The organism is Calidithermus terrae (assembly GCF_003574345.1).
GTDB classification, from domain to species: domain Bacteria; phylum Deinococcota; class Deinococci; order Deinococcales; family Thermaceae; genus Calidithermus; species Calidithermus chliarophilus.
The window spans coordinates 1-13,662 of the sequence record NZ_QXDL01000110.1 but is presented as its reverse complement, the minus strand read 5'-3'; the positions used below and the strand labels follow the sequence as shown (position 1 = coordinate 13,662).

The following is a 13,662-nucleotide window of genomic DNA, read 5'->3' as shown; positions in this document are numbered from 1 at the left end:
GACGACTGCAACGGCCACGGGACGCACGTCGCGGGCATCGTGGGCGCCAACGGCGCGGTCAAGGGCGTGGCCCCCGCGGTGAGCTTCGGGGCCTACCGGGTCTTCGGCTGCGAGGGCTCCACCACCGCCGACATCATGCTCGCTGCCATGGAGCGGGCCCTGAGCGACGGCATGCACGTGCTCAACATGAGCATCGGCTCGGCCTTCCAGTGGCCGCAGTACCCCACCGCCCAGGCCAGCGACCGCCTGGTCAACAAGGGCGTGGTGGTGGTGGCCTCCATCGGCAACAGCGGGGCCAACGGGCTGTACTCGGCGAGCGCCCCGGGCCTGGGGGCGAAGGTGATCGGGGTGGCCTCCTTCGACAACAGCCACGTTTCGTTGAGCACCTTCACCGTAACCCCCGCCAACCTCACCGTCGGGTATGCCAACGCGACCGCGGCTCCTCCCGCCCCCACCTCGGGGAGCCTGCCGCTGGCCAAGACCGGCACCCCCGCCACCGCCAACGACGCCTGCAGCCCGCTGCCCGCGGGCAGCCTGAGCGGCAAGGCGGTGCTCATCCGCCGCGGCACCTGTACGTTCCACGTCAAAGCGCTCAACGCGCAAAACGCGGGCGCGGCGGCGGTCGTGCTGTACAACAACGCGCCGGGTCGCTTCATCCCGACGGTGGCGGGCACGCCGGCGATCACCATCCCGGTGGTGGCCGTCTCGGACACCGAGGGCGTGGCCATCAACAACGCCATCAATTTGGGGCCGCAGACGCTCAACTGGACCGACCAGTTCGGATCTTTCCCCAACCCCACCGGCGGGCTGATCTCGTCCTTCAGCTCCTACGGCCTCTCGCCCGACCTCAGCTTGAAGCCCGACATCGGCGCGCCCGGCGGCCTCATCCGCTCGACCTACCCGCTCGAGCGGGGCGCTTACGCCACCATCAGCGGCACCTCCATGGCCAGCCCCCACGTCGCCGGGGCGGCGGCCCTGCTGCTCGAGGCGCGCCCGAACACGCCCTCGCAGGCCGTGCGCGGCATCCTGCAAAACAGCGCCGTTCCCAAGGCGTGGTGGGGCAACCCCGCCCTGGGCTTCCTGGATAACGTCCACCGCCAGGGCGCGGGCATGCTGGACGTCGCAGGGGCGATCCTCTCCACCACCAAGATCGAGCCCGCCAAGCTCTCGCTCGGGGAGAGCCAGAGCGGCCCCGCCACCCGCACCCTCACCCTCGAGAACAACGGGCCCAGCGCCGTGACCTACGACCTGTCCTTCGCCAACGCCCTCTCGACGGGCCCCAACACCTTCTCGCCCTCCTTCCATCTCTCCAACGCCAGCGTGGTCTTCGGCGCGCCGAGCGTGACCGTCCCGGCGGGCGGCACCGCCAGCGTGAGCGTCACCATCCACCCGGCCACCGCGCCGGTAGGCGGCCAGTACGGCGGCTACGTCGTCTTCACCCCACAGGGCGGCGGGCAGGCCTACCGCGTGCCTTTCGCCGGCTACATCGGCGATTACCAGGCCCGGCAGGTGTTCACGGGCGGTTTCCCCTTCCTGGGCAAGCTGGTCTCGTGCACGCCGGCCTCGCTGCTGCGGGGCAACGACTGCTTCGGCACCGGCTCTTACAGCGTGTTCCCTGCGGGCGCGACCTACACCCTGACCGACGCTTTCAACACCCCCTACGTCCTGGTGCACCTCGACCACCAGGTGCGCCGCCTGCGGATGGAGGTGTTCGACGCCAACACCGGCAAGGCCTGGCACCGCGCCCTCGACCAGGAGTACGTCGCCCGCAACTCCACCGCGACCAGCTTCTTCGCCTACCCCTGGGACGGCCGCACCGCCGCAGGAAACAAGACCTACACCGTCCCCGACGGCAGCTACGTGGTCAAGGTTTCGGTGCTGAAAGCCCTGGGCGACGATAACAACCCGGCCCACTGGGAAAGCTGGACCTCTCCCGTGATCACCATCGACCGGCCCTGAGCCTCTCGTCTCTGCCCCCTCCCGAGTTTGGGGAGGGGGTTTTTGGCTGGCCGGGCACCGGCCGCGGGTCGCCACGGGGAGGCGCTTCCGGGGCTCGAGCCGCGGGCGACCCGGCGGCCGTCACCGGGTGTTACCTCACAGGTAACTCCCGGGTAACGCTTCACTTCATGCCCCTCGCCCTTGACCCCGGCGTGAGTATCCGATTAGTCTGAACCCAGACCAACTAGTTGACCCCTTTGATCCACCGTGCGGTTGAGCGCGGGGGCGGGATTTGGTCCGGTGGTCGCGTAACAGGGGTTCACGGCATAAGGAGGAGGCGGATGAAACTACGGCTTTTAGGCATTGGCGTACTGGCGCTGCTGCTGGGCGCCTGCGGACTGCAGAGCAAGCGCTCGGGGGGCAACAGCGGCGTCGAGGTGATCCAGCCCGGCGGCTCGGCGCCCGCCGGCGAGATCGTCAACGAAACGACCCCCTACTGGTTCGTGGAGCTCGAGGGCGCCCCGACCGCCGAAGGCGGCAGCCTGAGCGCCATCCGGGCCGAGCAGAAGGCTTTCTGGGACGCGGCGGCCCAGGCCGGGATCAAGCTGCGGCCCCGGCAGGCCTTCAGCAGCCTGTTCAACGGCTTCTCGGTCGAGCTCCAGGACGGCAACGTGGCCGCCCTCAGCGCCCTGCCGGGCGTGGTGGGGGTGTACCCCCTCCTGACCGACGTGATCCCCGAGGTCTCCCTCGTCAGCGACCCCGACCTCGCCACCGCCGTCACCCAGACCGGTGCCGACGTGGCCCAGAACGAGCTGGGCCTGCGGGGTGAGGGCATCAAGGTGGGCGTCATCGACACCGGCGTTGACATCGACCACCCCGACCTGGCCGGGCGCATCGTGACCGGCTACGACTTCGTGGGCGACGCCTACAACGCCGCCGACCCCGCCAAGAGCACCCCCGCCCCCGACGACAACCCCGACGACTGCAACGGCCACGGGACGCACGTCGCGGGCATCGTGGGCGCCAACGGCGCGGTCAAGGGCGTGGCCCCCGCGGTGAGCTTCGGGGCCTACCGGGTCTTCGGCTGCGAGGGCAGCAGCAGCGCCGACGTGATCCTCGCGGCGATGGAGCGCGCCTACGCCGACGGCATGGACATCATCAACATGAGCCTGGGCGCGGCCTTCCAGTGGCCCGAGTACCCCACCGCCAAGGCCGCCGACCGGCTGGTGCGCAAGGGCATGGTGGTGGTGGCCTCGGCGGGCAACAACGGCGCCAACGGGCTGTACTCGCTGGGCGCCCCCGGCCTGGGCCGGGAGGTCATCGGCGTGGCCTCCTTCGACAACGTGGGCATCGCCCTCAACTTCTTCACCCTGCCCGACGGCTTCAAGGTGGGCTACACCGCGGCCACCGGCGCCCCGGCGGCCCCCACCAGCGGCAGCCTGCCCATCGCCGCCACCGGCACCCCCGCCACCGCCAACGACGCCTGCAGCCCGCTGCCCGCGGGCAGCCTGAGCGGCAAGGCGGCGCTGATCCGCCGCGGCACCTGCTCCTTCTACGTCAAGGCGCTCAACGCGCAAAACGCGGGCGCGGCGGCGGTCATCCTCTACAACAACTTGCCGGGCCGCATCAGCCCCACGGTCGCCGGTGACCCGCCCATCACCATCCCGGTGGTCGCCGTCTCCGACGCCGAGGGCCTCGAGATCGCCAACCGCCTGGCCTCCGGGCCGGTGAGCCTCACCTGGCAGAGCGGGGTCGCCAGCTTCCCCAACGCCACCGGCAACCTCATCAGCTCCTTCAGCTCCTACGGGCTCACGCCCGACCTCGGCATGAAGCCCGACGTGGGCGCGCCCGGCGGCTTCATCCGCTCGACGTACCCGCTGGAGAAAGGCGGCTACGCCACCATCAGCGGCACCTCGATGTCGGCCCCGCACGTGGCGGGCGCGGCCGCGCTGCTGATCCAGGGCCGCTCGATGATCTACGGGGCGCCCCGGGCCAGCCAGGTGCGCACCTTCCTGCAGAACACCGCCGTGCCCAAGAACTGGTCGGGCAACCCCGGCCTGGGCTTCCTCGACCACTCCTTCCGCCAGGGCGCGGGCATGATCGACATCGTCAGCGCCATCACCGCCCCGGCGCGGGTCGAGCCCTCCAAGCTGGCGGTGGGCGAGAGCAAATACGGCCCGCGCACCTTCAACCTCACCATCCGCAACCAGGGCAACCGCGACATCACCTACGACATCACCCACGTCCCGGCGCTCGCCGCGGGCGGCAGCACCTTCAGCCCCAGCATCTTCCACGCCCCGGCCAACGTGAGCTTCAGCCACGACTGGATCACCGTGCCCCGGCGCGGCACCACCGGCATCCAGGTGCACATCGACGCCAACGCGGGCCTGCCCAACAACAGCCAGTACGGCGGCTACGTCGTGCTCACCCCCCGCGGCGGCGGCCTGACCCTGCGCGTGCCCTACGCGGGCTTCAAGGGCGACGTCACCTCCATCCCGGTGCTCACGCCCACCTCGGCCGGTTTCCCCTGGGTCGCCAAGCGGGTCAACTTCACCCCGCCCACCCAGCCCGCCCCCCTCACCGACTGGAGCAAGCTGCCCGGCGACGGCGGCACCTTCACCCTGCAGGGCAACGACCAGCCCTGGATCCTGCTGCACCTCGACCACTTCGCGCGCAAGCTCCAGGTCGAGATCATCGACGTCAAGACCGGCAAGCCGGTGCACCCGACGAAGAACAAGGCCCTCGACCTCGACTACGTGGCCCGCAACTCCACCGCCGGGGGCTTCCTGGCCTTCCCCTGGGACGGCACCCGCATCATCAAGAAGCAGTACTTCAACGAGGTCACCGAGACCCGCGCCGTGCCCGACGGGCAGTACGTGCTAAAGATCAAGGTGCTCAAGGCCCTGGGCTACGAGACCGTGGACGCCCACTGGGAGACCTGGACCTCTCCCGTGATCACCATCGACCGGCCCTAGCCTGCCGGGCTCGAGGAGCGGTCCGCCCCCGCGGCGGGCCGTTCCTTTTCGCGGGATCAGGGTCGCGGCAGTTGCCCGGAGTTATTCTGGCCTTTCCGGGCCAGGTCGCGAGGTAACGAGGCCTTAACTTACCGGCGTAACGGGGCGTTATTGACCGTGAGAGCGCGTCCGGCATACAGTGCGCAGTGACCCGAAAGGTCCTACCCGGCAGCACCTCGAGGAGGTTTGGCGTGCGAAATACCCTATTGTTCGGCCTCGGCGTCTTCGTTCTGGCAGGTTGCGGGACTCAGGAGCAGAAGAGCGCCCCGCTCAGCGCGCTCAGCGCCCCCCGCACCTACATCGTCAGCAGCGCCAAGGCCCTGCCCGGCGACTTCGGCGGCTTCGTCGCGGCCCAGGGCGACACCCTGCGGGCCTTCAAGCCCGAAGCCGGCTTCGCCTCGGTGACCACGAGCAACCCTAAGGCGTACAAGCGCTTCGCCGACGTGGTGGTGGAGGACGTGCGCCTCGAGCGCAACCTGCCCAAGGTGGCGCCGGTGGCGGCGCCCTCCCTCGACGTCGGCAACCCGCCCAACAGCGGCGACGACGACACCCGCTTCAACCTGCAGTGGGGCCACGACGCCGTCAACGCCCCCGAGGCCTGGAACGCCGGGGTGCGGGGCAAGGGCGTGGTGGTGGCGGTGCTGGACGGGGGCTTCAGCCTCAACCACCCCGACATCGCCCCCAACGTCGCCGGCTGGGCCGACATGACCGGCGAGGGCATCGCCTACGGCCCCAACCCCGACGACCCCACCGGCATCTTCAGCCACGGCATGCACGTCGCGGGCACCATCGCCGCCGCCGACAACGGCCTGGGCATCATCGGCGTGGCCCCCGAGGCCAAGCTGCTGCTGGTGAAGGTGCTGTTCAACGTGGGCAGCGGGTCCTTCGAGGACGTGCTCGAGGGCATCTACTACGCCGCCGACTACGGCGTGGACGTGATCAACATGAGCCTGGGCGCCGACATCCCCCAGGGCTCGGGCAAGGGCTCCAACGAGATCGCCGAGCTGCGCAAGGCGATGAACCGCGCCATCGGCTACGCCTACCAGAAGGGCGCGGCGGTGATCGTGGCGGCGGGCAACGACGGCCGCGACCTCGACAAGGACCGCTCCACCACCGTGTTCCCCGCCCAGATGCCCCACGCCATCTCGATCTCGGCCACCGCGCCCGTCGGCTGGGCCAAGGCCCCCGCCACCACCTTCCTCGACAACCTGGCCAGCTACTCCAACTACGGCCAGTCGGGCGTGGACTTCAGCGCACCCGGCGGCGACTCCAGCTACCCCGGCAACGAAAACTGCACGCTGGCGGGCCTGACCCGGCCCTGCTGGATCTTCGACCTGGTCTTCAGCACCGGGGCCGTGGTCGGGCCTTCGGCCTTCTACTACTGGTCGGCGGGCACCAGCATGGCCGCCCCGCACGCGGCGGGCGTGGCCGCGCTGATCATCAGCGAGAAGGGCGGCGAGCTGCACCCCGCCCAGGTGAAGGCCGAGCTGGCGGCCCGGGCCGCCGACCTCGGCAAGCCCGGCAACGACCCCGTCTACGGGGCGGGGGCCATCCGCAGCGGCTACTGAGCGCGTTTGCGCGAACCCCGCACGGCCGGGTTGGCCGTGCGGGGTGTTCGTTGGAAATGCCTCGAGCCGCTGCTTCTCCCGGGAGCCCGCGCCCGCGGGCTGCTCCGGGACGGGCACTAAGCCCGTCCCGCCGTTCGGCTCGGCCTTTACTAAAGGTGCTCTAAGCAAAGCCGCGGGCAGGGGCGTATATTCGATGTGAAGCGGTCGCAAAAAAAGGGGGGTGGGCCAATAGCGAATTCAGGCATTCGGCTCGAGGACTCCTGCCCTATTCACTTGTAATGTAAAGGAAAGCAAATGCGAGCGATGCGTTGGCTATTTTTCGCAGGATTGGGGGCTGTGCTCACGGCGTGCCCGGGCGGTGAGAACACCGGCTTGGAGATCAGCATCCCCGGCATCGACGGCGCGGTGCGCGAGATCTCCAAGGCCACCACCGTGACGTTGCCCACGGGGGTAATGGCTACGGAAGAGAACTACGTGCCGGGCAAGTTCTACGACCAGGTGTCCCCGCTGTTCCGCTACCGCAAAGGCCTCACCCCCAGCGGCCGGGAGGCCACGCCGGGCGGCGTGAGCGTGGGGCGGGGCGGCCTCGAGGCGCCGTCCGGGGCGACGGCAGCGGTGAGCCAGGTGGCGAGCTTCGAGGGCATTAACCATTTCCAGCACCGCTTCGCCAACAACGGCAACCAATTCAGCGTCGAGCCCCCGGACCAGGCGCTGTGCGTGGGCAACGGCTTCATCTTCGAGTCGGTCAACACCACGCTGCGGGTCTACGGCCTCGACGGGACCCCCAAGACCAACCCCATCGACCTCAACACCTTCTACGGCTACCCCGACGCCATCGACCGGGTCAACGGCAACAAGGTCGGGCCCAACGTCATCGACCCGGTCTGCCACTACGACCCCGAGACCAAGCGCTTCTTCCACGTGATCACCACCCTGCACGTTGACGCGAACGGGGACTTCACCGGGCGCAACACCCTCGACGTGGCGGTGAGCAAGACCTCCGACCCCACCAAGGCCTGGGACATCTACTACATCCCCATCACCAACGACGCCAGCGAGGGGACCCCCGACCACGACTGCCCCCAGGACGCCTGCTTCGGCGACTACCCCCACCTCGGGATGGACGCCTACGGCCTCTACATCACCACCAACGAGTTCCCGCTGTTCGACAACGGGTACATGGGGGTCAACGTCTACGCGATCTCCAAGAAGGCCCTGGCCAACGGCGACGCGAAGATCAAGATGGTGGAGTTCTTCGCCCCCTTCAACCCCGCCACGCCCCCCACCCCCTTCACCCTGATCCCGGCCATCTCCCCGGGCACGAGCTTCGAGAAGAAGTTCGGCGGCGTGGAGTACCTCCTCAGCGCCGACGCCGACGCCCTGTTCGACGACCCCAGCCAGGCCAGCCAGCTCTTCGCCTGGGCGGTGGTCAACACCCGCGCCCTCGAGGCCAAGATGCCGCAGATGCGGCTCATCCGCAGCGCGGTGCCGGTGAAGCCCTACTCGGTGCCGCCGAGGGTCGAGCAGAAGCCCGGGAACTTCCCGCTGGGGCAGTGCATCAACGACACCACCACCCCGGTGACGGTAGGCGGGGTGACGAAAACCGGCTGCTGGAACCTCCTGCTCACGGCCGAGCCCGCCCACGACGAGGTGCTGCCCAAGATCGACGCCAGCGACGCCCGCATGCAGCAGGTCACCTTCGCCGCCGGCAGGCTGTGGGGCGCGCTGGCGAGCGGGTTCAGCGTCAATTCCGCCACCAAGGTCGGCGTGGCCTACTACATCCTCCAGCCCAACCTCACCAAGGACGCCTTCACCCTCAGCGTGGTCAGGGACGGCTACCTGACGTCCGGCACCGCCCACCTGATCTACCCCGCCCTGGGCGTGACCGCGGCGGGCAAGGGCGTGATGGGCTTCACCCTCGTCGGGCCCAACGACCACCCCAGCGCCGCCTACGCCACGCTGGACGCCACGGCGGGGGCCGGGCCCATCGTCGTCGCGGCGGCGGGCCAGGGGCCCAACGACGGCTTCACCGGCTATAAGGCCCTCACCAACAACCAGCCCCGCCCGCGCTGGGGCGACTACGGCGCGGCGGCGGTGGACGGCGACACGGTCTGGGTCGCCAACGAGTACGTCGCCCAGACCTGCACCCTGGCGCAGTGGATCGCGGACACGAGCTGCGGCGGCACGCGTTCGGCCCTGGCCAACTGGTCCACCCGGGTCACCGGGGTGAACACCCGGTAGCCCCGCCCCTGCCCGCGAAGCCCCCCTCGAGGGAGGGGGGCTTTTCCGTGGCGGGCGCGCGCCTACCGCACCCCGGAGTCGTAGACGATGACCACCTTGGTGAAGCGCCCGGCCTCGACCTTGACGGGGATCTGGGCCTCGGCGGGGCGGGCGAGGGCCTTGCGCTGGGGCACCAAGGTGTAGGTCCCGGGCTCGAGCACGACCTTGAAGCGCCCGTCCTCGTCGCTGCTGAAGCGGGCGAGCACCTCGTCGCCGGCGCGCACCTCGATGGTGGCCTGGAGGGGGCGGTTGGTGCAGTTGGGGTTCTCGGCCTGCGCCACCGGGCACACCGGCCCCACCCACACCTGCCCCTCGATGCCCCCCACCCCCCCCACGGCCCGTTCAGGCCGGGCGGCCTGGGCCTGGGCCTCGGGGTTTTGCGCCTGAGGCACGCAGGCGGGCAACAGCAGGCACAGCAGCAGCATCCACGGGCTCATGAGGTTCATCCGACCTCACCTCCACGGCCATGCTAGGGCATGGCCGAATGTAGCGTATGATAGCCAGCCCCTGCCGTGCCTCTCCCCGCCGCGCCCAGGCGGCCGCACGCTACCCCGGGCGTGGGGCGCGTGCCGGTTCCGCCGCCCGGGTGCGCGGCAGAACACCCGTGAGGCGCAATATGCTGGGGGCATGGAACTCCACGGCTCCGGCGTGTTGCTGCGCCCTTTCCGCTGGGAAGACGCCCCCGACCTGCTCCCGCTGTGCCAGGACGAGGAGCTGACGCGCTTCCTGGCCTGGTGGCCGCACCAGAGCCTCGAGGACACCTACCGCATGCTCGAGGGCTACGTGGGCCAGGAGCACCAGTGGGCGGTGGAGGTGGAGGGGAGGGCGGCGGGCTGGATCGCCCTGCTCGTGGACTGGCAGAACCAGATCGCCGAGGTCGCCACCTGGCTGGGCCGGCCCTACTGGGGCCGCGGCGTCAACCGCGAGGCCAAGCGCCTGGTGCTCGACTACGGCTTCGGGACGCTCAACCTCCAGCGCATCGAGTCGATCACCCACGTGGAGAACGTCAAGGCGCAGAAGGGGCTGGAGAAGCTGGGCTTCGTGCGGGAGGGCGTGCTGCGGCGCTACCGCTGGGTCAAGGGCTGGCACTGGGACATGGTGATGTACAGCCTGATGCCCGAGGAGTGGCTGCGGCGGCCGGGCGGGTAGCCCCGTGCCGGGCGGCGTTACCGACCCGTTACCGCAGCGGCCTCACACTCCAAACAGGAGGAACGGCCACGCGAAGGCACCCGGTGCTGTTTACGCTGGCGGCGCGGGAAGGAGGTTTGGGGGTGACGGTGGGATCGAGCTTCTCTCTGGCGTAGGGCATCTGGCGGCTGCGTGCAGGCCGCGGAAATTTCGGATTCAGGAGGTTTCGTATGCGGCGGCGACTCGTATTGCTCGGGATCGGCTTGATCACGGCGGCCTGTACAGGGCAGCAGGAGGTCCGGCCCGAGCCGGTGCGCGCGGTGATTACCCCGGCCGGGGGCGGCCTCGAGGTGCGCGACGCGCGGGGCGGGGCGTTGCGCCTGCAACTGCCCGCGGGGGCGGTGCGGCAGGACACCCCCTTCACCCTCACCCCGCTCCCGGCCCCAGACGGCGCCCTCACCGCCTTCCGGGTCGAGCCGGCGGGGCTGCTGCTGCTCGAGCGGGCCCGGCTGAGCTACGCCCCGGCCGGTCCGCTCCCGGACCGGGCCCACTTCTTCTGGAAGAACGCGGCGGGCCGCAACGCGGTGCCCACGGCGCGGCAGGGGAACGGGCTCGAGGCCGAGGTCGGGGTGCTGGGCTACCCGCAGGCCGCGCGGCTCCGCGGGCTCGCCGCCGCTGAGACGCCCGAGAACACCCTGGAGGTCGCCGTGCTCGACTGCCAGGGCGAGGTCGCCGGGCTCGAGGCCCGGCTGGCCCAGGCGGTCAACCACGACGACCTCGGCCAGGCCCAGGCCCTCTTCGACGAGCTCCAGGCGGTGGCGCTGGCCTGCCAGCAGCTCGAGGTCGCCCGGCTCAAGCAGAAGGCCTGCGACGCCTACGCCGCCGCCGAGCTGCGCGCCCAGGCCGTCGCCGCCGACAGCTTCGCCGCCTTCGACGAACTCGCGGTGCCCCTGGTGGCGGGCCTGGCCTACGTGCAGCTCACCGGGGCCGAGTGCGACACCGGGGCTTTTACCGCCGTGCTGGACGCCAAGTTCGGCCAATTCCTCGACTTCGTGGAGGCCGAGGTCGCCAAGCCCACCTTCGACGCCGCCTTCGAGGCCGTCGTGGACCGCTTCCGCGACCTCGTGGACTACCACGCCCACTGCCAGTTCATGGGGCTGTCGGAGGCGGTGTGCGACCGCTTCGCCCAGCACCTTTACCCGGAGGTGCTCGAGCGGCTGCGCGAAGCGGCCTACCGCGAGTGCCGCGCCGAGGGCAACCTGCTGACCTTGAGCCAGATGCACGCCCAGGTGTTGCCGCGCCCGGTCGTGGGCAACCGCCCGCGGCCCCGGCTGCGCGCCCTGCGCAGCGGCCCCTACCTCGACTTCGCCCGCTACACCTACGCCGACCTCGAGGCCGACCTCGCCCACTGCCGCTCCGAGCTCGGCGTGCGGGTCTTCGACGACGCGGCCACCGTGCCCGTCGAGCTCGCCAGCCAGCAGCGCGCCCTGCAGGGCGGGGCCCTGCCCGGCGGCCACGCCACCGCCGCCAGCGTCCGGGTCCCGAAAGACGGCAGCCTGACCCTTGGCGGCGCGGTAAAAGCCCTCCTCTGCCCGGACGGGAGCTTCAGCGACGACGCCTTGGTCTTCCGCGTCGGCGGCGCGGCCGTGGCCCAGCGGGCCCGCAACGGCGGGGGCTTCACCCTCGAGACCAGCCCCGCCGACCTCGTGCTCGAGCAAGTGCTCGCCACCGCCGGCCTGCCGCCCGACACCGCCGGCTTCACGCTCGAGGTCTTCCGCGAGGGCAGCGCCTGCGGCGGCGAGTTCAGCAGCCCGTTCAAGCTCTACGAGATCAGCGTCGAGGTGGTCTCGCTCAGCCTCGAGCGCATCGAAGGGCCGTCCACCATCGTCTACAACACCACCGAGAACTACCTGCTGTTCTGGTCGGGCAACCCGAAGTTCCCGGTCCAGATCCGCACCCGCACCCTCTCGTGCGGCGTGGACGTCTGCAACTTCCCGCCGCTCGTCACGCTGAACTCCCTCCAGCGGCCCCAGCCTTTCCCCCTGCGCTGCACCGGCAGCGGCAACCCCCCGGCGGGCAGCATCGTCTCGGAGAGCGTGATGATCGACGCCGACGGCGTCGCCAGCAACCCGCTGCGCTTCACCGTCACCTGTGTCCCCCCGTCCTAGGCCTCGAGCCCCGTGCGCGGGGCGGGTCGTTAGAATAGGCCGCATGAGCCTGTTCCCGATCCTCGAGGAGATCTCCCAGCCCACCCCCAGCAAGATTCTGTTCGTCGTGCTCGACGGCATCGGGGGGCTGCCGCGGCAGCCCGGCGGCCCCACCGAGCTCGCCGCCGCCCAGACCCCCAACCTCGACGCCCTGGCGAAGCAGTCCATGCTGGGCCTGCAGTACCCGGTGGCCCCCGGCATCGCGCCCGGCTCGGGCCCGGGCCACCTCTCGCTCTTCGGCTACGACCCCATCCGCTACCAGGTGGGCCGGGGGGCGCTCTCGGCCATCGGCATCGGGGCCGAGTTCCGCGAGGGCGACGTGGGCGTGCGCGGCAACTTCGCCACCCTCGACGCCGCGGGGCGCGTCGCCGACCGCCGCGCGGGCCGCCCCAGCAACGAGGAGAACGTGCGGGTGGTGGGCAAGCTCAAGGCCGCCATCCAGGAGGTCGAGGGGGCGCGGGTGAGCTTCTACACCGAGAGCGAGCACCGCTTCGTGGTGATCCTCTCCGGCGCCGAGCTCGGCGAGAAGGTCTCCGACACCGACCCCCAGAAGACCGGCGTGGAGCCCCTGCGTGCCCACCCCCACGACCCCGCCGACGCCGCCAGCGCCCGCACCGCCGCCGTGCTCAACGCCCTCAGCGCCCGCATCCGCGAGGCGCTCGCCGGCGAGCCCACCATCAACGGGGCCCTCTTCCGCGGCATCTCCGAGCGCCCCAAGTTCCCCTCCATGCAGCAGGTCTACAAGCTCAACCCCGCCTGCGTGGCCTCCTACCCCATGTACAAGGGCGTGGCGAGCCTGGTGGGGATGAGGGTGCTCGAGGTCGTGGGCGAGGAGGACGCGCCCGAGGGCAAGGTGAAGGCCCTGCAGGCCCACTGGGCCGAGCACGACTTCTTCTACCTGCACTTCAAGAAGACCGACTCCACCGGCGAGGACGGCGACTTCGACGCCAAGGTGCACAAGGTCGAGCTCTTCGACCGCCTTCTGCCCGAGCTGCTGGCCCTAAAGCCCGACGTGCTCGTGATCACCGGCGACCACTCCACCCCCAGCGTGCTGAAGGCCCACTCCTGGCACCCGGTCCCGGTGCTGCTGCACGGCCCCTACCTCCGCAACGACCCCGCCCAGCGCTTCACCGAGGACGAGGCCGCCCGGGGCACCCTGGGCACCCTGCGCGGCACCGACCTGATGCCCCTGATGCTGGCCCACGCGGGCAAGCTGCAGAAGTTCGGGGCCTGACCGGAGCCGCGGGCCGGCGTGCTGGGCTAACTCGACGGCCTCCAAAACCGCTCAGGCCCGCTTGGCCGAGGCCGGGAAAGCAACCTCGAGAAGCGAAACTGACCGGGGCCAACCGGATGGGTTGGCCCCGGAACGTCTCGGGCGTGCCGCCCTTACCTACGGGCTCGTGGCCGGGTCGTCGGGCCCCAGCGGGTCGCTCGGCGGGACCGGCGCGGGCGCGGGCGGAGGCAGGGGGTCGGCGGCAGGGACCGGCTCGGCGGGTTTTTCCTCCGGCTTGGGCTCGGGCTTGGGGG

The 13,662-nt window shown here is 70.6% G+C and carries 8 protein-coding genes; 7 read left to right on the top strand and 1 reads right to left on the bottom strand.

What is annotated here, in order from left to right; translation table 11 throughout:
- The 4 genes from Mterra_RS23445 to Mterra_RS12910 form a co-directional block, all read left to right on the top strand.
- Positions 1 to 1,959 (top strand): S8 family serine peptidase (locus tag Mterra_RS23445; RefSeq protein WP_119315563.1); only part of this gene is annotated, 1,959 nt, incomplete at its 5' end.
- Between the two features lie 320 nt (positions 1,960 to 2,279).
- Positions 2,280 to 4,913, top strand: a complete 2,634-nt coding sequence (locus Mterra_RS23440) for a S8 family peptidase (protein WP_119315562.1) — start codon at positions 2,280 to 2,282, stop codon at positions 4,911 to 4,913.
- A gap of 230 nt (positions 4,914 to 5,143) precedes the next feature.
- A complete protein-coding gene (locus Mterra_RS12915) occupies positions 5,144 to 6,520 on the top strand; it encodes a S8 family serine peptidase (RefSeq protein ID WP_119315561.1) in 1,377 nt (458 codons plus the stop codon).
- A 372-nt stretch (positions 6,521 to 6,892) separates the two neighbouring features.
- Complete coding sequence (locus Mterra_RS12910; protein WP_119315560.1) at positions 6,893 to 8,761, top strand: hypothetical protein; 1,869 nt, start codon at positions 6,893 to 6,895, stop codon at positions 8,759 to 8,761.
- Positions 8,762 to 8,823: 62 nt separating this feature from the next.
- Here Mterra_RS12910 and Mterra_RS12905 read toward each other — a convergent pair whose 3' ends face one another.
- Positions 8,824 to 9,246, bottom strand: coding sequence for a prealbumin-like fold domain-containing protein (locus tag Mterra_RS12905; protein WP_119315559.1), 423 nt, complete (start codon positions 9,244 to 9,246; stop codon positions 8,824 to 8,826).
- Between the two features lie 181 nt (positions 9,247 to 9,427).
- Between Mterra_RS12905 and Mterra_RS12900 the strand changes: the two genes are divergently transcribed.
- From Mterra_RS12900 to Mterra_RS12890, 3 genes are all read left to right on the top strand, one after another.
- Positions 9,428 to 9,949 (top strand): GNAT family N-acetyltransferase, encoded by a 522-nt coding sequence (locus Mterra_RS12900; protein ID WP_119315558.1) that lies wholly within the window; start codon positions 9,428 to 9,430, stop codon positions 9,947 to 9,949.
- 209 nt (positions 9,950 to 10,158) lie between these two features.
- Positions 10,159 to 12,096 (top strand): hypothetical protein, encoded by a 1,938-nt coding sequence (locus Mterra_RS12895; protein ID WP_147372763.1) that lies wholly within the window; start codon positions 10,159 to 10,161, stop codon positions 12,094 to 12,096.
- A gap of 43 nt (positions 12,097 to 12,139) precedes the next feature.
- Positions 12,140 to 13,369 (top strand): 2,3-bisphosphoglycerate-independent phosphoglycerate mutase, encoded by a 1,230-nt coding sequence (locus Mterra_RS12890; RefSeq protein ID WP_119315556.1) that lies wholly within the window; start codon positions 12,140 to 12,142, stop codon positions 13,367 to 13,369.
- The last annotated feature ends 293 nt before the right edge of the window (positions 13,370 to 13,662 follow it).

Coding starts and splice junctions, on each gene's coding strand:
- Mterra_RS23440 (WP_119315562.1), top strand. CDS start 2,280: ATGAAACTACGGCTTTTAGGCATTGGCGTACTGGCGCTGCTGCTGGGC.
- Mterra_RS12905 (WP_119315559.1), bottom strand. CDS start 9,246: ATGAACCTCATGAGCCCGTGGATGCTGCTGCTGTGCCTGCTGTTGCCC.
- Mterra_RS12900 (WP_119315558.1), top strand. CDS start 9,428: ATGGAACTCCACGGCTCCGGCGTGTTGCTGCGCCCTTTCCGCTGGGAA.
- Mterra_RS12895 (WP_147372763.1), top strand. CDS start 10,159: ATGCGGCGGCGACTCGTATTGCTCGGGATCGGCTTGATCACGGCGGCC.
- Mterra_RS12890 (WP_119315556.1), top strand. CDS start 12,140: ATGAGCCTGTTCCCGATCCTCGAGGAGATCTCCCAGCCCACCCCCAGC.